This is a genomic window from Streptomyces sp. NPDC052496, from assembly GCF_040679095.1.
Taxonomy (GTDB): Bacteria; Actinomycetota; Actinomycetes; order Streptomycetales; family Streptomycetaceae; genus Streptomyces.
In genome coordinates this window covers 696360-718174 of record NZ_JBFAUH010000001.1, presented here as the reverse complement: position 1 = coordinate 718174, position 21815 = coordinate 696360, and the positions used below count along the sequence as shown (strand labels likewise).

Below are 21815 nucleotides of genomic sequence, written 5' to 3'. Positions count from 1 at the left end.
CCACAGAAGGGAAACGCGCCCTTCCTAGCGTCGCGGTACGGCGGCAACCGGCAGCTGGGAGGGCGCGATGACGGACACGACGACGGCCACGGGCGAGGCGGTGGCCCGAACCCCCGCGCGGGGGACGGGCCGCTGGATCGAACACTGGGATCCGGAGGACGAGACCTTCTGGCGCGACCACGGGCGGCGGATCGCCCGGCGCAACCTCGCCCTCTCCATCCTCTGCGAGCACATCGGGTTCTCGGTATGGAGCCTGTGGTCGGTCCTGGTGCTGTTCCTGGGGCCCGAGTACGGGATCGACGCGGCCGGGAAGTTCTTCCTGGTGGCGGTGGCCACGCTGGTGGGGGCGGTGCTGCGGGTGCCGTACACGTTCGCGGTGGCGCGCTTCGGCGGGCGCAACTGGACGGTGTGCAGCGTGGCGCTGTTGCTCGTGCCCACCGCCGCCGCGGCGTTCGCGCTCCGCCCGGGCACCCCGTACACCGTCTTCCTGCTGGTCGCGGCGCTGGCGGGGGTCGGCGGCGGAAACTTCGCCTCGTCCATGACGAACATCAACTCCTTCTATCCGCTGCGGAAGAAGGGCTGGGCGCTCGGCCTGAACGCGGGCGGCGGCAACCTCGGCGTCCCCGTCGTCCAGCTGCTCGGGCTGCTCGTCATCGCCACGGCCGGCGCGGCGCACCCGCGGCTGGTGCTCGCCGTCTACCTGCCGCTGATCGTGCTCGCCGCCGTACTGGCGGCCCTGTTCATGGACAACCTGCGCCCGGTGCGCAACGACACCGGGGCGGTCCGGGACGCGGCCCGCGACCCGCACACCTGGATCGTCTCGCTCCTGTACGTCGGCTCGTTCGGGTCGTTCATCGGCTACGGCTTCGCCTTCGGCCTGGTCCTGCAGACGCAGTTCGCGCGCACGCCCCTCCAGGCGGCGTCGCTGACCTTCCTCGGGCCGCTGCTCGGCTCCCTGGTGCGGCCGGTGGGCGGCCGGCTGGCGGACCGGTACGGCGGCGCCCGCATCACCCTGGTCAACTTCGCGGCGATGGCGCTGGCCACCGGCGTGGTGATCGTCGCGTCGGCGCGGCACTCGCTGGACGTCTTCCTCGCCGGCTTCATCGCCCTGTTCGTGCTCAGCGGGCTCGGCAACGGCTCCACGTACAAGATGATCCCCGGCATCTTCCAGGCCAAGGCGCTGGCGAAGGGCCTGACGGGCGAGGCCGCCGCGGCCCACGGACGGCGGCTGTCCGGCGCGGCCATGGGGCTGACCGGCGCGGTCGGCGCGCTCGGCGGACTCGGCATCAACCTCGCCTTCCGCCAGTCGTTCCAGTCGGCGGGCACCGGCACCCCGGCGTGCGTGGCCTTCCTCGGCTGTTACGCGCTGTGCTCCGCGGTGACCTGGGCCGTATACCTGAGGCGTACGGCGGCCACCGTGGCGGTACCGGACCGGGAGGAGGCGGCGCCCGCGCTCGCGGAGGTGTGACGCACGGCGCGCCGGGCGGCCGTGATGGTCCGTAACAGCTGGGAAATACTGCGGGAGCGAGCCTGTCACCAGCGGTTGGCAGGCTCGGACCTTCACCGGTGCCCGGCGCACCGGAGCCGGGACGAGCCAGGGACGGACCATGCACGAGGGCGAGCACGACGCGCGACGGGACGACGGCGCACAGGACGGCGCGGGGCGGCACGACGGCCCGGCACGGCCCGCCGCGGCGGGCACCGCTGACGTACCGCCCCCGGACGGCCCGGCCGACGTACGGCCCCTGGACGGCTTCACCGTCGGGGTGACCGCCGCCCGCCGCGCCGAAGAACTGGGCGCCCTGCTCGAACGGCGCGGCGCCCAGGTCCTGCACGCCCCCGCGCTGCGCATCGTGCCGCTGTCCGACGACGCCGAACTGCTCGCCACCACCGAGGACCTGATCGGCCGGGCGCCGGACGTGGTGATCGCGACCACCGCCATCGGCTTCCGCGGCTGGATCGAGGCCGCCGAGGGCTGGGGGCTCGGCGAGGCGCTGCTCGCCCGGCTCGGCGCCGTCGAACTGCTGGCCCGCGGCCCGAAGGTCAAGGGCGCCATCCGCGCGGCCGGGCTGACGGAGACCTGGTCGCCGCAGTCGGAGTCGCTGGCCGAGGTGCTGGACCGGCTGCTGGAAGAGGGCGTACGGGGGCGCCGCGTCGCCCTCCAGCTGCACGGCGAACCGCTGCCGGGGTTCGTGGAGTCGCTGCGGGCGGGCGGCGCCGAGGTGGTCGGCGTACCGGTCTACCGCTGGATGCCGCCCGCCGACATCGGGCCCGTCGACCGGCTGCTGGACGCGGCGGTCACCCGCGGCCTGGACGCGATCACCTTCACCAGCGCGCCGGCCGCCTCCTCGCTGCTGCGCCGCGCCGAGGAGCGCGGCCTGCTCGACGGGCTGCTGCACGCACTGCGCCACGACGTGCTGCCCGCCTGCGTCGGGCCGGTCACCGCGCTGCCCCTCGAAGCGCACGAGGTGGCCACGCACCAGCCCGAACGCTTCCGGCTCGGCCCGCTCGTCCAGCTGCTGTGCCAGGAACTGCCGAGCCGGGTGCGGCCGTTGACGGTCGCCGGGCGGCGGGTGGAGATCCGCGGGCACGCCGTCCTGGTCGACGGCGTACTGCGGCCCGTACCTCCGGCCGGGATGGCGCTGCTGCGCGCGCTGGCCCGCCGCCCCGGCTGGGTCGTCTCCCGCGCCGATCTGCTGCGCGCGCTGCCCGGCGCGGGCCGCGACGAGCACGCCGTGGAGACGGCGATGGCCCGGCTGCGGGGGGCGCTGGGCGCGCCCAAGCTGATCCAGACGGTGGTCAAGCGGGGGTACCGGCTGGCACTCGATCCCCGGGTGGGGGCCAAGTACGCGGAGGCGTGACGTTCCGGCCGCCCCGCCGTCCCGCTGCCCCGCCGTCCCGTCGTCCCGTCGTCCCGCCGTCCGTGACGCATCCGCCGGACGGCCGTCTCCGAAGCGTCCGTGCCTCCGAAGCCTTCGGGCCTCCGAGCCTCCAGGCCTCCGAGTCTCCAGGCCTCCAGGCCTCCAGGCCTCCGAAGCCTCCAGGCCTCCAGGACCTCCGACGCCGCTGTCACGCAGGATTCGACACCCTGATCTTGGACTGCCCGTGCGGACGGGTCTCCCAGTCCGCCATGAACCGGGCTTCCAGCCCGTGCTTGCGGGCCAGCGCCAGCAGCGTCTCGGTGCGGTAGTAGAAGTCCTCGCGCAGCACCTGGTGCTCGGCGCCCTCGGTGCGGTCGAAGGTGAAGTCGAAGAACCCGCCGGGCGCCAGGATGCGGCCGACGTGCCGGAAGCACTCGTCGATCACGGACAGCGGCGAGTGCGAGAAGACGCTGTGCGCGTGCACCACGTCGAAGTGCGCGTCCGGCAGGAAGTCGAAGGTCAGGTCCTGGGTGATCGTCAGGTGCGGCAGCTTGTCCTGGAGTTCGTAGGTGGCCAGCGTCTTCTTGGCGGCGATCAGGATGTCGGGGGAGATGTCGATGCCGTAGTAGTGGCCGGTGTCGAGGTGGTCGATGAAGCGCCAGCCGGCCCGCAGGTTGCCGCAGCCGATGTCCAGCATCCGCATGCCGGGCCGCAGCCCGTGCTCCATCAGATAGGTGAACTGCATCTCGCCCAGCGCCAGCCACCGTTCGTGGCTGCGGCTGCCGACCGCCGCCTCGGGGCTGCGGCCGGCGTCGGAGGCCATCACGGCGCGGTAGTACGCGACGTGGTCGGGGTGCTTGAGGCGGAGCCAGGTGTCCCGGGCGGTGCGCCGGAGGTACGGCGCGATCCGCGCCGGGTTGCTGACCGCGTAGCGGACCTTGTGCGTCAGGCTGGAGCGGTTCTTGAGCAGGGTCTTGGCCGACATGATCCGGACTATACATCGTCGGTATACATGCGATGTATACACGGGGTGCTGTCCCGTACGCGGCGGTGCCGAGGGTTCCGGCCGGGGGCCGCGCCGGGCACTCTGATAGGGCAGCGGTTGTCTCCCAAGGAGTACGGGCACATGGCGGCGCCTTTTGACCTGCGGTTCGACTGCGGGCGGATCTGCCTGGACCTGATGGCCACGACCGGCCGGTCCGCCGAACGCCTGGCCGGCCCCGAACAGTTGACGGCCTGGCTGGTGGGCGCGGGCGTCGTCCCCGGCGCCGCCCAGCTCGGCGCCGTGGACCGCGGCTGGGTCGTACGCTTCCGGATGCTGCGCGAACTGCTGCGCCGCGTGGTCCACGACGAACTGTGCGGCCGGGCCGCCGACGGCGACCTGCGCCTGCTCAACGCGGCGGCCGCCGTCCCGGTGCCGCCCGCCCGCGCCGTACGCGCCGACGACGGCGCCTTGGTCCGGGCGCTCACCGGGCCGCCCGACTGCGCCGGACTGCTGGCGGCGGTGGCGCGGGACGCCATCGGGATGCTGACCGACGCGGTCACCCGCGGCCAGCTGCGGCAGTGCGAGGGCGAGAGCTGCGCGCTGGTGTACCTGGACACCTCGCGCGGGCGGCGCCGCCGGTGGTGCTCCAGCGAGGTGTGCGGGAACCGGGAGCGGGTGGCGCGCCACCGCCGGCGGGCGGTGAGCCGCGCGGGGCAGCAGCCCGCGGGGAGCGCCCAGGTTCAGCTCCCCGCTGTACGCACGGTGCCGACGAACACGTAATCGGCCCGGTACGGCACGGCGACCTCGGGGCGCACGGCCGGATCGCAGGTCCCGGTGGGGGCGACGCCGCCCACCGTGTTCAGCCGGAGGACCTCTTCGGTGCTGCCGAGCCGGCCGCCAGGGCGTCCCGCCTGGCGGGCGTCCAGCGCGAGTTCGGGGATGTTGCCCGCGCCGTTCGGCGTCCTGGAGCGCACCGTGCCGGTGACGGCGGAGCGGTCCGGTGCCACCCAGGCGGGCGGGCCTCCGGGGCCGGGCGCGGCGAAGAAGTGCGCGATGCCGCCTTCGAGGCGGGCCCGGACGTTCCGCTGGGTGAACGCGTGCCGGCCGTCGCTCTGCCGCGTACAGGCGTAGACCTGCGCGCCGCGGAGCACCCGCGCCTGCACGCTGTGCCGCAGGGCCCGGTCCGGGTCGAGGGGGCGGGTCGAAGCGTGCAGCTGTCCGCGGACCGCGCCGTGCGGGAATGGCGCCGTGAGGAGATTGAAAGAGAAACCATTCGGCTGTTTCCGCAGGGCGTCCCGGACACGCCGGTCGGAAACCGTGACCGTACCGCTCACCGTGCCGTTCTCCGCGCTCCGCTCCGTGCGGCTCTCCGCCGCCTTCCCCGCGGAATGCCGCCGCGCGGACAGGGGAATGCGGACGGGCCCTTCGGCGCCTTTCCGCGCCTCCTGGAGGACGGCCGCGGTGGGGCCGGCGACACCCCGGTACGACAGCGCGAACGAGAGCCGGTCGCCCCGGAGCCGGAGGAACGCCAGCCCCCGCCCGTCCCGGTCGCCCGGCGCGGCCACCTCGTTCTCTCCGGTCAGGCTGCTCACGAAGGAGACGGCAGCGCCGCCTTCGGCCCGGCCCGCCGCTCTGACCTGCGCCGGTTCCCCGGCCTGCGCGGGCGGCGCCACGAGCACCGCCGCGACGGCGGCCACGGCCCCGGCGGTGGAGACGGTCCTGCCACGGTTCACGGTGTACCTCCCTGGCCCGGTGCCCGGCCTGGCACCGGGCTCGTCGGGCTGCTGTACGGGGCGTCCGCCGCACCCGTTCACCGGCGAATTGGGGGCAGTGCCATGGCGGCCGGACCGAACGCGCGGAAGGGGAAAACCGTGCCGCCCGCGCGGGCGCGCGGGAAACGCCCGCCCGCCCGTGTGCGTAACTCCGCCACTCTCTCCCGGAATTACCGCGGCGGGCGCTGAGTCGCGGTCCGCCCGGCCCCGTACTGCTGGCTGAAGGGGCGGTATCGCGCCCGGAATGCGAGACGAGGGGGCGGACATGCGCGAGCCCGGCCGCGGACGGCAGACCGAGGTGATCGGCGGTGCGGACGGTGACGGCAGTGCCGCACGCGACGTGCGCGAGCGCTGATGCCCGTGCGCTGCGAATGTCCGATCCGCGCTATCGACCCGGGAGTTGGCGTGCGCAAGGATGCCGTCGTGGCAGACAGTACGGCGCCGGACGAGGAGCTGATGCGGGCCCTCTACGAGGAGCACGCGGGCCCGCTGCTCGCCTTCGTGCTGCGCCTGGTCGCCGGGGACCGGCACCGGGCGGAGGACGTGGTGCAGGAGACCCTGCTGCGGGCCTGGCGCAACGCCGGCCAGCTGCAGCGCGCGACCGGTTCCGTCCGGCCCTGGCTGGTCACCGTCGCCCGGCGCATCGTCATCGACAGCCACCGCAGCCGTCAGGCACGTCCCCAGGAGGTCGATGCCGCGCCCCTGGAATCGATGCCGGCCGCCGACGAGATCGACCGGGCCCTGCGCCTGATGACGATCACCGAAGCGCTCGGCGACCTCAGTGCAGCCCACCGGGAGGCGTTGATAGAGACCTACTTCAAGGGGCGTACGGTCAATGAGGCGGCCGAAGTGCTCCGGGTGCCGGCCGGGACCGTCCGGTCCCGGGTCTTCTACGCCCTGCGCTCCCTGAAGCTCTCGCTCGAAGAACGAGGAGTGACGGCGTGAAGCGGCCCACGGAGCCCGTAGTACACACCGACGTCGGCGCCTACGCGCTGGGCGTCCTGGACGCCGCCGAGGCGGCGCGCTTCGAGGAGCACCTCGCCGACTGCGGCCGGTGCGCCGCCGAACTCGACGGCCTGCTGGGCCTGCCGCCCCTGCTCGCCGACGCCAAGGAGGCGGCACCGGACCCGGAGGCGGTCAGTCCGGTTCCCCGCCCCGGCCTCCTGGACGGGCTGCTGGCCGAGGTCGGCGCGGTGCGCCGGACCCGCCGCCGGCGCCGCCTGTACCTGGTGGCCGCCGCTGCCGTCCTGGTCGTCGGCGGCCCGCTGACCACGTACGCGCTGACCGCCGGGGACACCGACGAGAGCCCGGAGCACCTGACGAGCTACGCCCGCACGATGTACGAACACGGCGAGAAGGTCGGCACGGTCGACCCCGTGACCAAGGTCGCCGCCAGCGTCTCCCTGGAGCGCAAGCCCTGGGGCACCCACGTCGCCCTGAAGCTGGGCAACGTCAAGGGCCCGCTCACCTGTGACCTGGTCGCGGTCGGCAAGAGCGGCGCGGAGCAGACCGTGACGACCTGGGCGGTGCCCCCGGGCGGCTACGGCCTGAAGGACGGCGCCGCCAAGTGGAACAAGGAGCCGCTCTACACCCACGGCGGCTCGGCGATGAACCGATCCAACATCGACCGCTTCGAGGTCCGCACGCTCGACGGCCGGCGGCTGGCGCAGATCAAGGTCTGAGCGGCGGGCCGGGCCCCCGGTTTCGCGCCGGTCCGCCGGCGCGGCACAAAACGGAGCCCCTGATTCCGTACGGTCTGCCCGCCATCGTCCGCCCGCGGTGCCCGGTTTGCTCCCGCCCGGTGGTGATTTGGTCCTTTGGGTCAGGTGCGCCCGGTGCCCGGTTCGCGTACGGTTGACGGCTGCCCTACGCACAGAAGAAGGGGGCCTGGGTGGCCGCGCAGAATGCCACGCACGCGCCGGACTCCGTCGACGACGCACAGCCGGACAGCACACGCGAGCGCGAGATCGCTTCCGAACAGGAGCACCTCGACCGTGTCTACCAGCGTCTTGAGGAGAAGATCCACGAGGCCGAGTTCCTCATGGACGACGCCGCCAAACGCGGCCAGGTCGGCACGCCCGGCGCGCTCGCCGAGCGGGACGCCCAGGTCTTCCAGGCCGGCGCCCATCTGAACCGGCTCAACTCCGAGTACGAGGACTTCCTCTTCGGCCGGATCGACCTGCTCCAGGGCAAGGACGGCAAGAAGGGCCCGGACGGCGCGTACACCTCCGTCGAGCCCGCCGACGGCGCGATCACCGGCGGGCACGCCGAGATCGCCGAGACCCTGCACATCGGCCGCCTCGGCGTGCTGGACGCCGATTACAGCCCGCTGGTCATCGACTGGCGCGCGCCCGCCGCCGCCCCCTTCTACCGGGCCACCCCGGTGGCGCCCGGCCGGGTCGTACGCCGCCGGGTCATCCGCTCCAAGGGCCGCCGCGTGCTGGGCGTCGAGGACGACCTGATGCGCCCGGAGATCACCGCCACGCTGAACGGCGAGGAGCTGCCCGCGGTCGGCGACGGCGCGTTGATGGCCGCCCTGGGCCGGGCCCGCAGCCACACGATGCGCGACATCGTCGCCTCCATCCAGGCCGAGCAGGACATGGTCATCCGGGCCCCCGCCGCCTCCGTCACGGAGGTCGAGGGCGGCCCCGGCACCGGCAAGACCGCGGTGGCGCTGCACCGTGCCGCCTACCTGCTCTACCAGGACCGGCGCCGTTACGCGGGCGGCATCCTCATCGTCTCCCCGACGCCGCTGCTCGTCGCGTACACCGAGGGCGTCCTGCCGTCCCTCGGCGAGGAGGGCCAGGTCGCCATCCGCGCGCTGGGCTCTCTTGTCGACGGGGCGGAAGCCACCGCGTACGACGCGCCGGCCGTAGCCCGCATCAAGGGCTCCAGCCGGATGCAGAAACTGCTGCGCAAGGCGGCCCGCGGGGCCCTGGAAATGGCCGGTACGGCGTCCGCGGGGGCCGCCGCCGAGCCCGCCGACGGCCAGCTCGCCTTCGGAGAGGAGGACGACCGGTCCGCAGGGGCCCCCGCAGGGCCGCCGGACCGGCTGCGCGTCGTCGTCTTCGGCGCCCGCGTCGAACTGGACGCCCGCGACCTGCACCGCATCCGGCAGTCCGCCCTCGGCGGCACCGCGCCGGTCAACCTGCTGCGCCCGCGCGCCCGCCGCCTGATCCTCGACGCCCTCTGGTCCAGATCCGGCGCCGCCAAGCGCTACACGGACCCCGAACTGGCCGCCGAGGCGCGCCAGGCGTTCGACGAGGACATCACCACCGAGCAGGACTTCCAGGACTTCCTCGACGCCTGGTGGCCGGAGCTGACCCCGCGCGGCGTGCTGGCCGCCATGGCCGACGAGCGCAGGCTGGGCCGCTGGGCGCGCCGGGTGCTCAACCAGCGCGAGGTGCGCAGACTGGCGCGTTCGCTGAGCCGTCTGGACGACCAGGGGCAGGGCCCGCTGTCCGTCCACGACGTGGCCCTCCTGGACGAGCTCCAGCTCATCCTCGGCGCGCCGCCCCGCCCCGCCAGGTCCCGCGAGGCCGATCCGCTGGACCAGCTCACCGGTCTGGAGGAGCTGAGCACGTACGGCGAGCGGATGTCCGGCGGCGGGCGCGGCCGGCGTGAGCGCCTGGAGGAGGAGCGTACGGACTACGCCCACGTCATCGTCGACGAGGCGCAGGACCTGACGCCCATGCAGTGGCGGATGGTCGGCCGCCGCGGCCGGCACGCGACGTGGACGGTGGTCGGCGACCCGGCGCAGTCGTCCTGGTCGGACCCGGACGAGGCGGCCGTCGCCCGCGACGAGGCGCTGGGCACCCGCCCGCGCCGCCGCTTCACCCTCACCGTGAACTACCGCAACCCGGCGGAGATCGCGGAGCTGGCGGCGCGGGTGCTCGCGCTGGCCATGCCGGGCATGCAGGCGCCGGAGGCGGTCCGTTCGACGGGCCTGACGCCGCGTTTCATGGTCGCCGACGAGGACGACCTGGCCGGTTCCGTACGGGACGCGGCCCGGCGGCTGCTGGCCGAGGTGGACGGCACGGTCGGCGTCGTGGTGGCGATGGACCGGCGTGCGCAGGCCCGCCGCTGGCTGGCGGAGCTCGGTGACCGGGTGGTGGCGCTGGGCTCGCTGGAGGCCAAGGGCCTGGAGTACGACGCGACGCTGGTGGTCTCGCCCGCCGAGATCGCGGACGAGTCGCCGGCCGGGCTGCGGGTGCTGTACGTGGCGCTGACCCGGGCCACCCAGCAGCTGACCGTCCTGTCCGGCGCGCGCGACGAGCCGGACGCCGACGGGGTGCCGGACCTGCTCAGGGACTGAGGGCCCGCGCCACGCCCCCGGCGGGCGCGCGTCCCGGCAAAAGAAGGTCCGGGACGGGATTCGCTTCGAGGGATGGTTTGTTAGCCTTGGTGGTGGCACCGGCCCGATCCAAGCCCCCGGGCCCAACCATAGTCGCTACGAGCGACCACTTGCCGCGAGGCGAGCATGGCGGGTCGGTGTCACTGAACCACACGACGGGCGCCTTCCGGAGCAATCCGGAAGGCGCCCGTCGGCGTTCGCGCACTGTTCATCCGCGGTCGGCGGTCAGGTCTTCCGTTCGCCCCCACCCTCTCGTATGGTGGAAAAGTCTTTCCGGAATGATCACCCGGTGACGGCGCTGGTTACCGTGTACCGGCTGGTAGGTGGGACGATCGGTCTTCGCGCTCCGGCCTGGCCCCTTCCGCGGGCCCCGGAGTGGCGCGCAGAGAGAAACAAGGGAAAGCAGAGGAAGTCGGCCATGGCAACGGCGCCCAGCGTCTCGTATTCGATGACGGTGCGGCTGGAGGTTCCCGCGAGCGGTACGGCGGTCAGCCAGCTCACCACGGCCGTGGAGTCCTCCGGCGGCTCCGTCACCGGCCTCGATGTGACCGCCTCCGGCCACGAAAAGCTCCGCATCGACGTCACCATCGCCGCGACCTCCACCGCCCACGCGGACGAGATCGTCGAGAAGCTCCGCGGCATCGAGGGCGTCTCGCTCGGCAAGGTCTCCGACCGTACGTTCCTGATGCACCTCGGCGGCAAGATCGAGATGCAGTCCAAGCACCCCATCCGCAACCGCGACGACCTGTCGATGGTCTACACCCCCGGCGTCGCCCGGGTCTGCCAGGCCATCGCCGACAACCCCGACGACGCCCGCCGCCTGACCATCAAGCGCAACAGCGTCGCGGTCGTCACCGACGGCTCCGCCGTGCTGGGCCTGGGCAACATCGGCCCCAAGGCCGCGCTGCCCGTCATGGAGGGCAAGGCGGCCCTCTTCAAGCGCTTCGCCGGCATCGACGCCTGGCCGCTGTGCCTGGACACCCAGGACACCGACGCCATCGTGGAGATCGTCAAGGCCATCGCCCCCGGCTTCGCGGGCATCAACCTGGAGGACATCTCCGCGCCCCGCTGCTTCGAGATCGAGGCGCGGCTGCGCGAGGCCCTGGACATCCCGGTCTTCCACGACGACCAGCACGGCACCGCCATCGTGGTGCTCGCCGCGCTGACCAACGCGCTGCGCGTGGTGGACAAGAAGTTCGAGGACGTCCGCGTGGTGATGTCCGGCGCCGGCGCCGCCGGTACGGCCATCCTCAAGCTGCTGATGGCGGCCGGCGTCCAGCACGCCGTCGTCGCCGACATCAACGGCGTGGTGCACGCGGGCCGCGCTGACCTGGTCGACGCCGACCCGGACTCGCCGCTGCGCTGGATCGCCGACAACACCAACCCGGAGGGCGAGACCGGCACCCTCAAGGAGGCCGTCGTCGGCGCCGACGTGTTCATCGGCGTCTCCGCCCCGAACGTCCTGGACGGCGACGACGTCGCCAAGATGGCCGACGGCGCGATCGTGTTCGCACTCGCCAACCCCGACCCCGAGGTGGACCCCAGCGTCGCGCGGCAGACCGCCTCCGTCGTGGCCACCGGCCGCTCCGACTTCCCGAACCAGATCAACAACGTGCTGGTCTTCCCGGGCGTCTTCCGCGGCCTGCTGGACGCCCAGTCCCGTACGGTGAACACGGACATGATGCTGGCCGCGGCCGGCGCCCTGGCGAACGTCGTCCTCGACGACGAGCGCAACGCGAACTACATCATCCCGAGCGTCTTCAACGACAAGGTCGCGGGCGCGGTGGCGGACGCGGTGAAGGAAGCCGCGAAGGCCGCGGGAGAGGCTGTGACGGCCGCCACGACGGCCTGACGTCCGGCGCGTCGCGTGGCACGGGGCCCGCGGCGCCCCCATAGGGTGGCGGGCAGCAACGGCCGCCGCCCTGCGGGGCCGGCCCGGTGAGGCACGGTGCGGGACGTCACCACTATGAGGCAGTGGCGCTTTTCGTGTGACCCTCCTGGGTGCCGGATTGGCTTTACCGCCGCAGGTGGGGGCAGGATGCGTACCCGGGCGCGAGGGTCTGTCAGCAGACCCGGGTCCGGGCACCGTCCAAGGGCCCTGGCAGCATCGGCTTCGATCTCACGCCTCATTGGCAAGAAGAACACGGGAGTACAAACATGAACCGCAGTGAGCTGGTGGCCGCTCTGGCCGACCGCGCCGAGGTGACCCGCAAGGACGCCGACGCCGTTCTGGCCGCGCTCGCCGAGACCGTCGGCGAGGTCGTCGCCAAGGGCGACGAGAAGGTCACCATCCCCGGCTTCCTGACCTTCGAGCGCACCCACCGTGCCGCTCGCACCGCGCGCAACCCGCAGACCGGCGACCCGATCCAGATCCCGGCCGGCTACAGCGTGAAGGTCTCCGCGGGCTCCAAGCTCAAGGAAGCCGCCAAGGGCAAGTAACCCGCCGGGGGCCTGACCGGCCCCGGTGACAAAGGCGTGAGGGCGGCCGTCCCCCCGGGGGACGGCCGCCCTTTTGTCTGCACAGAACGCCCGGGAAGGGCCCCAGGAGGCCCGCGGATGGGGCCCGTGGGGCCCTTGTGCCTCCTGTTGCTCTACAGAGGCGTAGAGACGGCACAGCGGGCTCTGGCGGGCGTACGGGGTGCCCGGCGGCGCCCGTGGCGGACGCACGGGGCGTCCGGGGGCCCGCCGGCAGAGCCCGTACGGAGCGTCCGGAAGCCCGCCGGCAGAGCGCGTACGGCCTCCACCGGACCACGGGGACGCGCCGCCGTTCCCTGCTCCCCACCCCTCCGCGCCGTCGTCGCACCCGCAATCCCCACGGCTCCACGCCGCCGACCGCACCCGCCCCAAAGACCCGCGTTCAACCATTCGCAAAAGCAAGCCGGGCTGCCGGTCCACGCCGCAGCGACACCACCCCGTTCTGCCGCGAAGCCGTCCCGCGCCGCGCCGCCCGTCCACGCCGAAAGGGGCGGCCACCTGTTCGGTGACCGCCCCTCATGGCGGGATGTGCGGGCCTGGCGCCCGCGGCGCCCCGTCAGCCCTTCAGTGCCCCGTTCGGCAGCTCCACGTGCGCCCCCAGGCTCACGAGCTTCTCCATGAAGTTCTCGTAGCCCCGGTTGATCAGGTCGATGCCGTGCACCCGCGAGGTGCCCTGTGCCGCGAGCGCGGCGATCAGGTACGAGAAGCCGCCGCGCAGGTCGGGGATGACCAGATCGGCGCCCTGGAGCTTGGTCGGACCGGACACCACCGCCGAGTGCAGGAAGTTGCGCTGCCCGAAGCGGCAGGCGCTGCCGCCCAGGCACTCGCGGTAGAGCTGGATGTGCGCGCCCATCTGGTTGAGCGCCGAGGTGAAGCCGAGCCGGGACTCGTACACCGTCTCGTGGACGATGGACAGGCCGGACGCCTGCGTCAGCGCGACCACCAGCGGCTGCTGCCAGTCGGTCTGGAAACCGGGGTGCACGTCGGTCTCCAGGGCGATCGCGTCCAGCGAGCCGCCCGGGTGCCAGAAGCGGATGCCCTCGTCGTCGATCTCGAAGGCGCCGCCGACCTTGCGGTAGGTGTTCAGGAAGGTCATCATCGAGCGCTGCTGCGCGCCGCGCACGTAGATGTTGCCCTCGGTGGCCAGCGCCGCGGACGCCCAGGAGGCCGCCTCCAGGCGGTCCGGGATCGCGCGGTGGTTGTAGCCGCCCAGCTTGTCGACACCGGTGATCCGGATGGTCCGGTCGGTGTCCATGGAGATGATCGCGCCCATCTTCTGCAGTACGCAGATGAGGTCCTCGATCTCCGGCTCCACGGCCGCGTTCGACAGCTCGGTGACGCCCTCCGCCAGGACGGCGGTCAGCAGCACCTGCTCGGTCGAGCCGACGGACGGGTACGGCAGGCGGATCTTGCAGCCGCGCAGGCGCTGCGGCGCCTCCAGGTACTGGCCGTCCGCCCGCTTCTCGATGGTCGCGCCGAACTGGCGCAGCACGTCGAAGTGGAAGTCGACCGGCCGGCCGCCGATGTCGCAGCCGCCCAGGCCCGGGATGAAGGCGTGGCCGAGGCGGTGCAGCAGCGGGCCGCAGAAGAGGATCGGAATGCGCGAGGAGCCGGCGTGCGCGTCGATGTCGGCGACGTTGGCGCTCTCCACGTGCGAGGGGTCGAGGATGAGCTCGCCCGCCTCGTCGCCGGGGCGCACCGTGACGCCGTGCAGTTGCAGCAGGCCGCGTACGACGCGTACGTCGCGGATGTCGGGCACATTGCGCAGTCTGCTCGGGCTGCTGCCGAGCAGCGCGGCGACCATGGCCTTGGGCACGAGGTTCTTCGCGCCGCGAACCCGGATCTCGCCCTCCAGCGGGGTGCCGCCGTGGACAAGCAGTACGTCGTCGGTAGAGACGGTCATGGATCTCGCGTTCCTGGAGACGGACAAGGGGCCAAGGGGAAATGGTAAGGGCGGTGGAGGGGGTGCCCGTAGGCCCGAGCCGGTCAGGAGCGTGTAATGGCTTTGTCACAACACCCTCCGCTACGGTCCGCCTTTGTTCTGTAATCGACATTCGCTACGGTCCGCGCGCCTACGCCCCGCTATGTCGGCCGGGCCGCCCGCCTGTGCGCCGGGGCTGCCGTCGTACGCCCTGCACTGCTCTCGCCCGGGTACCGCAGTTGACTCCCCGCCGCGGTGCGATGTGCGGGATCATGTCCCCATGACCGAGGTGTCCTCGCTCACCGGTCGGCTGCTCGTCGCCACACCGGCGCTCGCCGACCCGAACTTCGACCGCGCGGTGGTGCTCCTGCTCGACCATGACGAGGAGGGGTCGCTCGGCGTGGTCCTCAACCGTCCGACGCCCGTCGGCGTGGGCGACATCCTGCAGCCGTGGGCGCCGCTGGCCGGCGAGCCCGGCGTGGTCTTCCAGGGCGGCCCGGTCTCCCTGGACTCGGCCCTGGGCGTGGCCGTGGTGCCGGGCGGCCCCGAGACACCGGAGAGCGCACTGGTCGGCGACGGCCCCCTGGGCTGGCGCCGCGTCCACGGCGCCATAGGGCTGGTGGACCTCGAAGCCCCGCCCGAACTGCTCTCCACCGTCCTCGGCAGCCTGCGCATCTTCGCCGGCTACGCGGGCTGGGGCCCCGGCCAGCTGGAGGACGAACTGGTCGAGGGCGCCTGGTACGTCGTCGAATCCGAACCGGGCGACGTCTCCTCCCCGGACCCGGAACAGCTGTGGCGAGCCGTCCTGCGCCGCCAGCGCAACGAACTGGCGATGGTGGCGACGTATCCGGACGATCCGTCGCTGAACTGACGGGGGCGTGGCGCCGGGGGCTCCCCGGCGCGTGCGGGCCGCCGCTCCCGGGACGTCGTGCGCGTCGGTACCCTTGGCGGTTATGAGCACTGTTGAGCCTGAGCGCGGGGCAGGTACGGGAACCCTCGTGGAGCCGACGCCGCAGACGTCGCACGGTGACGGCGATCACGAGCGCTACGCCCACTATGTCCAGAAGGACAAGATCATGGCGAGCGCGCTCGACGGGACGCCCGTCGTCGCTCTCTGCGGCAAGGTGTGGGTTCCGGGCCGCGACCCGAAGAAGTACCCGGTCTGCCCCATGTGCAAGGAGATCTACGAGTCCATGGGCGCCGGCGGCGACAAGGACAAGGGCGGCAAGGACGGCGGCAAGAAGTAGTCCGTCCGCCGCGGGCCGGCGCGCTGCCGCGCGGCCTCCCGCCCGTTCCGCGGCGCGCCGCCGAGGCGCGCCGCGGCACACCGAGGCCCGGTCCCCGATACGGGGGCCGGGCCTTTGGTGTCAGTCGGCGGAGGTGTCAGTCGCGCCAGGGGGTGAGGTTGAAGATGTCGCCGCTCTCGGCGTTGGCGGTGCACTGGTTCGGATAGGTGTGCTTGTAGGCGGTCGTCCTGCCGTGCCAGGTGCCGTGGGCGACGACCGTGACCGGCTGGTAGATCCGCGGGCAGGCTCGGTGGGCCTGGGGGACGCGGGCGTAGTCGCCGTTGGCGAGGGCCAGCTTGAGGCAGGACGCCTCCGGGGTCGGGTGGCTGCCGCCGGTGGGGAAGCACCGCAGGTAGGCGGCGGCGAGGAGCGGGCCGGAGGGGTCGGTGCCCTCGTGGATGGCGATGTGCTGGCGGCCGCCGGTCTCCGGCCGGCCGTCGGCGGTGGCGGGGGTGGCGGCGAAGGGCAGCAGCCCCAGGGCGGCGACGGCCAGCAGGGCGGTGCGTACGGGTCTTGCGCGCATGGGTTCGGTCGGGTCCTTTGCGTGTCGTGCGGCTGGGAGCTGCTTCCAGGGGCTGCTGCCGGGTACCGGTCCGCGCGGACGGTGCCCTGGGCTGCTTCTGGGAGCCGAGGAGGGACATCTGATTCATAGATAGACGTACCGGGGCATATTCGCGGCGATTGTGGGCCAGTGGCGGCGTGTCGCCCGCGCCGGTGGCTGATCGGCTCTTGTCGGGGAGCGCCGGCGCGCTTAGCCTCCTGAGGATTGTGCATGGCGAAACGCCCGTTGCGTATGCTGCAACGTTCCTTCAGGGGGTACCCAATGCAGCTCTCCGCCCGAACAGCCGTCCGCGCCGCGGCACTTGTCCTGGCCTTAGGAACCGCCGTCGGTACCGTCGCCGGCTGCGCCCCGTCCACCTCGGGCGGCGGCGCCAAGGAGGACACCAGGACCGGCACGCTGCGGGTCTGGCTCTTCCAGGAGGTCGACAACAAGCCCAAGGAAGAGGTCGTCCGCAAGGCGGTGACCGACTTCGAGGCCGCACACCAGGGCGCGAAGGTCGAAGTGGACTACATCCCGGTCGACACCCGCGCCCAGCGCATCAAGGCGGCCTTCAACGACCCCAAGAGCGCCCCCGACGTCATCGAGTACGGCAACACCGACACCGCCGGGTACGTCAAGGACGGCGGACTGGCCGACGTGACCCAGGAGTTCGGCGCCTGGAAGGACGCCAAGGCCACCGACCCGGCCGCCAAGGAGTCGGTGACCGTGGACGGCAAGGTCTACGGCGCGCCGCTGTTCGTCGGCGTCCGGGCGCTGTACTACCGCACCGACGTCTTCAAGGACCTGGGCATCGCCGTGCCCACCACCCTGGACGAGGTCGCCACGGCCGCCCGCAAGATCCGCGAGAAGCGGCCCGAGCTGTACGGGATCGCCGTCGGCGGCGCGTACACGTACGGCGCGCTGCCCTTCCTCTGGGCACACGGCGGCGAACTGGCCACCGGCAAGGGCGACTCGTACACCGCCGCCGTGGACAGCCCGAAGGCCCAGGCGGGCATCAAGGCGTACGCGGACCTCTTCGGTGACGCCAACTGCCCGGCCGCCAAGTGCGCCGAGATGGGCGGCAACGACACCGTCGCCGCGTTCGCCGCCGGCAAGGCGGGCATGGCGATCGGCGGCGACTTCAGCCACCAGGCGATGGAGAACGGCAAGGTCAAGGGCAAGTACGCGGTCGTACCGCTGCCCGGCACGACGAAGGGCTCGATCGCCCCGGCCTTCGCCGGCGGCAACAACATCGGCGTCCTGAAGAGCAGCGCGCACCGCACGCTGGCCGTCGACCTGATGAAGCAGCTGGCCGGCAAGGACACCCAGCGGCGGCTGTTCGACGCGATGGGCTTCCTGCCGACGTACGGCGACGTACGGGCCGAGGCGGCGAAGAAGCAGCCGTTCGTCCGGCCCTTCGTGCAGACGCTGGAGGCGGGCGCCAAGTTCGTGCCGACGTCTCCCGCCTGGGGCACCATCGACTCCTCGCTGGTGCTGCCGACGATGTACCAGGAGATCGTCAGCGGCCGCAAGGACGTCGCCACGGCCTCCGGTGACGCGGCCCGGAAGATGGACGAGGCGTTCAAGAAGTGACGCTCACGGTCAAGGACGTACGGGCCGGGGGCGGCCGGCCGCCGCTCACCGGCGGGCGCCGCGGCCGGCCGCCGTCCCGGCACGGGAGCCGCTGGACGCCGTGGCTCTACCTCGCCCCCGCCCTGGTCGTCCTGGGCGGGCTGCTGGTCTACCCGATCTACCAGCTCGGCCTGATCTCCTTCCTCGAATACACCCAGGCCCAGGTCAGCGGCGGCGAACCGACCAGCTTCAAGGGGCTGGCGAACTACGCCGAACTGCTCGGGGACGGCCAGTTCTGGCAGGTGCTGCTGGCGACGGTGGTCTTCGCCGCGGCCTGTGTCCTGTGCACCCTCGCCGTCGGCTGCGCGTGCGCCGTCCTGCTCACCCGGATACGGGCGGTGCCGCGCCTGGCCCTGATGCTCGCCGCGCTCGGCGCCTGGGCCACCCCCGCCATCACCGGCTCCACCGTCTGGGTCTTCCTCTTCGACCCGGACTTCGGGCCGGTCAACCGGGTGCTGGGGCTCGGCGACTTCTCCTGGACCTACGAGCGCTACAGCGCCTTCGCGCTGGTCCTGCTGGAAGTCGTCTGGTGCTCGTTCCCGTTCGTGATGGTGACCGTCTACGCGGGCATCCGCGCCATCCCGGGCGAGGTCCTGGAGGCGGCGGCCATGGACGGCGCGTCACAGTGGCGGATCTGGCGCTCGGTCATGGCGCCGATGCTGCGGCCGATCCTCGTCGTCGTCACCATCCAGTCCGTCATCTGGGACTTCAAGGTCTTCACCCAGATCTACGTCATGACCAACGGCGGCGGCATCGCCGGACAGAACCTCGTACTGAACGTGTACGCCTACCAGAAGGCGTTCGCCTCGTCCCAGTACAGCCTGGGCTCCGCCATCGGCATCGTGATGCTGCTGATCCTGCTGGCCGTCACGCTCGTCCACCTGCGCCTGCTGCGCCGACAGGGGGAGGAACTGTGAGTACGGTCCGTACGCCGAGCCGTACGTCCGCCCGTACGCCGATCCGTACGCCCCTGCGCGCACCGCGGATCCGGCGGCCCGGCCGGCCGGCCGCCGAGGCGGGCGCGCTGCTGCTCGCCGCGGCCGTGGCCTTCCCCCTCTACTGGATGGTGCTGTCCGCCTTCAAACCGGCGGGCGAGATCCAGTCCACCGAGCCGCTGCCCTGGACCCTGCACCCCTCGCTGGACGCCTTCCGGCGGGTCTTCCAGCAGCAGGACTTCGGCCGCTACTTCCTCAACAGCCTGTTCGTGGCGGGCGTCGTCGTCATCGTCTCCGCGCTGATCGCCTTCCTCGCGGCCACCGCCGTCACCCGCTTCCGCTTCCGGTTCCGCACGACGCTGCTGATCATGTTCCTGGTCGCGCAGACGGTGCCGGTCGAGGCGCTGACCATCCCGCTGTTCTTCCTGATGCGGGACGTCGGCGACGCGGTGCCCGGCATCGGCCTGAACACCCTCGGCGCACTGATCCTGCCGCACCTCGCCTTCTCCCTCCCCTTCGCGATCTGGATGCTGCGCGGCTTCGTCCGGGCCGTACCCGAGGCCCTGGAGGAGGCCGCCTACCTGGACGGCGCGTCCCGCGCCCGCTTCCTGTGGCAGATCCTCTTCCCCCTCGTCTTCCCCGGCCTCGTCGCGACCAGCGTCTTCTCCTTCATCAGCACCTGGAACGACTTCCTCTTCGCCAAGTCCTTCATCATCAGCGCCACCGAGAACTCCACGCTCCCGATGGCCCTGCTGGTCTTCTTCAAGCCCGACGAGAACGACTGGGGCGGCATCATGGCGGCCTCGACCGTGATGACCGTGCCCGTGCTGGTGTTCTTCGTGCTCGTACAGCGCAGGCTGGTGTCGGGCCTCGGCGGCGCGGTGAAGGACTGACGATGCCCGCGCCCGGCACCGCTCCCGCCCACTCCGCCCGGCACCGCTCCCATCCTTTTCAGCCCCCTCAGCCCCCTCAGCCCCCTCAGCCCCCTCAGCCCCCTCAGCCCCCTCAAGGAAGGGTCAGCTCATGGACGACACCGTGACGGCGGAAGCCGCCCTGATACCGCAGCCACGCGACACCCGGTCCGAGGGCGGCACGTGCCTCCTCGGTCCGGGCACCGTCCTGGACGCCGGGCCCGGTACGGCCGACACCGCCGCCTGGCTGCGCGGCACCGTCGGCGCCGCGACCGGTCTGCCGCTCCCGCCCGGCACCGCGGCGGACGGCCCCGACGGCGGTGTCGTACGCCTGCGCCTCGACCCGGAGACCGCCGACGCGCTCGGCCCCGAGGGCTACCGGCTGTCGGCGGACAGCGACGGCGTCACCCTCCTCGGCGGGGGTACGGCCGGCACGTTCTGGGGCGCGCAGACCCTGCGGCAGCTCCTCGGCCCCGACGCGCACCGCCGCGCGCCGCTGCGCCCCGGACAGCCCTGGTCCGTACCGGCCGTACGCATCGAGGACGCGCCCCGCTTCGCCTGGCGCGGCATGATGCTCGACGTCGCCCGCCACTTCCTGCCCAAGGACGGCGTACTGCGCTACCTCGACCTGCTCGCCGCCCACAAGCTCAACGTCCTGCACTTCCACCTCACCGACGACCAGGGCTGGCGGATCGAGATCCGGCGCCACCCGCGGCTCACCGAGACCGGCGCCTGGCGCGAGCGCACCAAGCTCGGCCACCGCGCCTCCCCCCTGTGGGACGACCGGCCGCACGGCGGTCACTACACCCAGGAGGACATCCGCGAGATCGTGGCCTACGCCGCCGCGCGGCACATCACCGTCGTCCCGGAGATCGATATCCCGGGCCACTCGCAGGCCGCCATCGCCGCATACCCGGAACTGGGCAACACCGACGTCATCGACACCAACTCCCTCAAGCCGTGGGACACGTGGGGCATCAACCCGAACATACTGGCCCCCACTGACAACACCCTCCGCTTCTACGAAGGGGTGCTGGAGGAGGTCCTCGCCCTCTTCCCCTCCCGGTTCGTGCACATCGGCGGCGACGAGTGCCCCAAGGACCAGTGGCGCGCGTCGCCGTACGCCCAGGCCCGCATCAAGGAGCTGGGACTGGCCGGCGAGGACGAGCTGCAGAGCTGGTTCATCCGGCACTTCGACCGCTGGCTCGCCGACCGCGGACGCCGCCTGATCGGGTGGGACGAGATCCTGGAAGGCGGCCTCGCGCCGGGCGCCGCGGTGTCGTCCTGGCGCGGCTACGCGGGCGGCATCGCCGCCGCCCGCGCGGGCCACGACGTCGTCATGTGCCCGGAGCAGCAGGTCTACCTGGACCACCGGCAGGACGGCGGCCCCGACGAACCCGTACCGATCGGCTACGTACGGACCCTGGAGGACGTCTACCGCTTCGAGCCCGTACCCCCGCAGCTCACACCGGAAGAGGCCGCCCACATCCTCGGCACCCAGGCCAACGTCTGGACCGAGGTGATGGAGACCCAGCAGCGCCTGGACTACCAGGTCTTCCCGCGGCTCGCCGCCTTCGCCGAGGTGGCCTGGTCGCAGCTCCCGCCGCCCGGGGACCGCGACCACGCCGGCTTCACCCGCCGGATGGACACCCACTACCACCGCCTGGACGCCCTCGGCGTCGACTACCGGCCGCCCGGTGGCCCCTTCCCGTGGCAGCGGCGCCCCGGGTTGCTCGGACGCCCGATCGAGGGGGCGCCCCCAAACGTGTGAGCCGGGACGGATGCGGGCGGCCGGAGCGGCCGGTTGCTGGGACGGTGGTTCCCGCGCAGCGCAGGCGGCGCGGAGATGGCGGGTGGCGCAGGCAGGGCAGGCGAAGCACGCAAGGCGGTCAAGGTGATGTATGTCCGGTAAGTCGCACCTGCTGTCCTTGAGTGCGCCCGCTCGCGCGCCGTACGGCCCCCGGCCACCGGCATCCGGCCGCGCGACGGAGCCCCACTCCGCTTCGCGTCCCGAACGTCCCGAACGCCCCGAACACCGGCCATGTCCCGCCCGCCGGGCGCCCCCTGCCGTGCGCAAGCGCCCAGAAGCCGGGCCCTAGCGCCGCGGGCCTGCAAAGATGTGCCAGAGTTGCCACGTCCGGA

Annotated in this window: 18 protein-coding genes; 14 read left to right on the top strand and 4 right to left on the bottom strand. The window is 72.6% G+C overall.

Annotated elements, in window-relative coordinates; translation table 11 throughout:
* The first annotated feature begins 67 nt into the window (after positions 1-67).
* Together AB0L45_RS03185 and AB0L45_RS03180 are read left to right on the top strand one after the other, a co-directional pair.
* Entirely contained in the window at positions 68-1468 is a 1401-nt protein-coding gene (locus tag AB0L45_RS03185) for a nitrate/nitrite transporter (protein ID WP_365835477.1), read from the top strand.
* A gap of 139 nt (positions 1469-1607) precedes the next feature.
* The gene (locus AB0L45_RS03180) at positions 1608-2861 is read left to right on the top strand and encodes a uroporphyrinogen-III synthase (protein WP_365835475.1); all 1254 of its coding nucleotides are present in this window, start codon (positions 1608-1610) and stop codon (positions 2859-2861) included.
* Between the two features lie 208 nt (positions 2862-3069).
* On the opposite strand, the gene AB0L45_RS03175 is transcribed toward AB0L45_RS03180, so the two are convergent.
* Positions 3070-3846 carry a methyltransferase gene (locus AB0L45_RS03175; RefSeq protein ID WP_365835472.1) on the bottom strand — a complete coding sequence of 259 codons (777 nt, stop codon included), beginning with the start codon at positions 3844-3846 and terminating at the stop codon, positions 3070-3072.
* A 141-nt stretch (positions 3847-3987) separates the two neighbouring features.
* Between AB0L45_RS03175 and AB0L45_RS03170 the strand changes: the two genes are divergently transcribed.
* Positions 3988-4626 carry an ABATE domain-containing protein gene (locus tag AB0L45_RS03170; RefSeq protein ID WP_365835470.1) on the top strand — a complete coding sequence of 213 codons (639 nt, stop codon included), beginning with the start codon at positions 3988-3990 and terminating at the stop codon, positions 4624-4626.
* On the opposite strand, the gene AB0L45_RS03165 is transcribed toward AB0L45_RS03170, so the two are convergent.
* A complete protein-coding gene (locus AB0L45_RS03165; protein ID WP_365835468.1) occupies positions 4587-5579 on the bottom strand; it encodes a CHRD domain-containing protein in 993 nt (330 codons plus the stop codon). The two genes, AB0L45_RS03170 and AB0L45_RS03165, sit on opposite strands and share 40 nt — an antisense overlap.
* Positions 5580-6041: 462 nt before the next feature.
* Between AB0L45_RS03165 and AB0L45_RS03160 the strand changes: the two genes are divergently transcribed.
* From AB0L45_RS03160 to AB0L45_RS03140, 5 genes are all read left to right on the top strand, one after another.
* Positions 6042-6563: a sigma-70 family RNA polymerase sigma factor gene (locus AB0L45_RS03160; RefSeq protein WP_279634536.1), complete on the top strand. Its 522-nt coding sequence runs from the start codon at positions 6042-6044 to the stop codon at positions 6561-6563.
* Complete coding sequence (locus tag AB0L45_RS03155) at positions 6560-7300, top strand: zf-HC2 domain-containing protein (RefSeq protein WP_365835466.1); 741 nt, start codon at positions 6560-6562, stop codon at positions 7298-7300. The genes AB0L45_RS03160 and AB0L45_RS03155 overlap by 4 nt, the downstream gene beginning before the upstream one ends.
* A gap of 209 nt (positions 7301-7509) precedes the next feature.
* Positions 7510-9933, top strand: coding sequence for a UvrD-helicase domain-containing protein (locus AB0L45_RS03150; RefSeq protein ID WP_365835464.1), 2424 nt, complete (start codon positions 7510-7512; stop codon positions 9931-9933).
* Between the two features lie 457 nt (positions 9934-10390).
* Entirely contained in the window at positions 10391-11824 is a 1434-nt protein-coding gene (locus AB0L45_RS03145) for an NAD-dependent malic enzyme (RefSeq protein ID WP_365835462.1), read from the top strand.
* Between the two features lie 305 nt (positions 11825-12129).
* Positions 12130-12411 (top strand): HU family DNA-binding protein, encoded by a 282-nt coding sequence (locus AB0L45_RS03140; protein WP_004571953.1) that lies wholly within the window; start codon positions 12130-12132, stop codon positions 12409-12411.
* 592 nt (positions 12412-13003) lie between these two features.
* Here the strand turns inward: AB0L45_RS03140 and murA are convergent.
* Positions 13004-14350 (bottom strand): UDP-N-acetylglucosamine 1-carboxyvinyltransferase, encoded by a 1347-nt coding sequence (murA, locus tag AB0L45_RS03135; RefSeq protein ID WP_365835460.1) that lies wholly within the window; start codon positions 14348-14350, stop codon positions 13004-13006.
* Between the two features lie 298 nt (positions 14351-14648).
* On the opposite strand from murA, the gene AB0L45_RS03130 reads away from it, so the two are divergent.
* Positions 14649-15239 (top strand): YqgE/AlgH family protein, encoded by a 591-nt coding sequence (locus AB0L45_RS03130; RefSeq protein WP_206507758.1) that lies wholly within the window; start codon positions 14649-14651, stop codon positions 15237-15239.
* 82 nt (positions 15240-15321) lie between these two features.
* Positions 15322-15615, top strand: coding sequence for a DUF3039 domain-containing protein (locus AB0L45_RS03125; protein WP_031007434.1), 294 nt, complete (start codon positions 15322-15324; stop codon positions 15613-15615).
* Between the two features lie 136 nt (positions 15616-15751).
* Here the strand turns inward: AB0L45_RS03125 and AB0L45_RS03120 are convergent, their stop codons facing one another.
* The gene (locus tag AB0L45_RS03120) at positions 15752-16177 is read right to left on the bottom strand and encodes an SSI family serine proteinase inhibitor (protein ID WP_365835458.1); all 426 of its coding nucleotides are present in this window, start codon (positions 16175-16177) and stop codon (positions 15752-15754) included.
* 300 nt (positions 16178-16477) lie between these two features.
* Here AB0L45_RS03120 and AB0L45_RS03115 point away from each other — a divergent pair, with 300 nt between their 5' ends.
* The 4 genes from AB0L45_RS03115 to AB0L45_RS03100 all read left to right on the top strand — a co-directional run bounded on the left by AB0L45_RS03115 (position 16478) and on the right by AB0L45_RS03100 (position 21444).
* Complete coding sequence (locus AB0L45_RS03115) at positions 16478-17788, top strand: extracellular solute-binding protein (RefSeq protein ID WP_365835456.1); 1311 nt, start codon at positions 16478-16480, stop codon at positions 17786-17788.
* A complete protein-coding gene (locus AB0L45_RS03110) occupies positions 17785-18744 on the top strand; it encodes a sugar ABC transporter permease (RefSeq protein ID WP_365835454.1) in 960 nt (319 codons plus the stop codon). The genes AB0L45_RS03115 and AB0L45_RS03110 overlap by 4 nt, the downstream gene beginning before the upstream one ends.
* Before the next feature lie 41 nt (positions 18745-18785).
* Complete coding sequence (locus AB0L45_RS03105; protein WP_365835650.1) at positions 18786-19655, top strand: carbohydrate ABC transporter permease; 870 nt, start codon at positions 18786-18788, stop codon at positions 19653-19655.
* A gap of 130 nt (positions 19656-19785) precedes the next feature.
* A complete protein-coding gene (locus AB0L45_RS03100; RefSeq protein WP_365835452.1) occupies positions 19786-21444 on the top strand; it encodes a beta-N-acetylhexosaminidase in 1659 nt (552 codons plus the stop codon).
* Positions 21445-21815 lie beyond the last annotated feature (371 nt).

Excerpts from the sequence above, each read along its gene's own strand:
- AB0L45_RS03185 (WP_365835477.1), top strand. The coding sequence starts at position 68 with ATGACGGACACGACGACGGCCACGGGCGAGGCGGTGGCCCGAACCCCC.
- AB0L45_RS03180 (WP_365835475.1), top strand. The coding sequence starts at position 1,608 with ATGCACGAGGGCGAGCACGACGCGCGACGGGACGACGGCGCACAGGAC.
- AB0L45_RS03175 (WP_365835472.1), bottom strand. The coding sequence starts at position 3,846 with ATGTCGGCCAAGACCCTGCTCAAGAACCGCTCCAGCCTGACGCACAAG.
- AB0L45_RS03170 (WP_365835470.1), top strand. The coding sequence starts at position 3,988 with ATGGCGGCGCCTTTTGACCTGCGGTTCGACTGCGGGCGGATCTGCCTG.
- AB0L45_RS03145 (WP_365835462.1), top strand. The coding sequence starts at position 10,391 with ATGGCAACGGCGCCCAGCGTCTCGTATTCGATGACGGTGCGGCTGGAG.
- AB0L45_RS03140 (WP_004571953.1), top strand. The coding sequence starts at position 12,130 with ATGAACCGCAGTGAGCTGGTGGCCGCTCTGGCCGACCGCGCCGAGGTG.
- murA (WP_365835460.1), bottom strand. The coding sequence starts at position 14,350 with ATGACCGTCTCTACCGACGACGTACTGCTTGTCCACGGCGGCACCCCG.
- AB0L45_RS03130 (WP_206507758.1), top strand. The coding sequence starts at position 14,649 with ATGACCGAGGTGTCCTCGCTCACCGGTCGGCTGCTCGTCGCCACACCG.
- AB0L45_RS03125 (WP_031007434.1), top strand. The coding sequence starts at position 15,322 with ATGAGCACTGTTGAGCCTGAGCGCGGGGCAGGTACGGGAACCCTCGTG.
- AB0L45_RS03120 (WP_365835458.1), bottom strand. The coding sequence starts at position 16,177 with ATGCGCGCAAGACCCGTACGCACCGCCCTGCTGGCCGTCGCCGCCCTG.
- AB0L45_RS03115 (WP_365835456.1), top strand. The coding sequence starts at position 16,478 with ATGCAGCTCTCCGCCCGAACAGCCGTCCGCGCCGCGGCACTTGTCCTG.
- AB0L45_RS03100 (WP_365835452.1), top strand. The coding sequence starts at position 19,786 with ATGGACGACACCGTGACGGCGGAAGCCGCCCTGATACCGCAGCCACGC.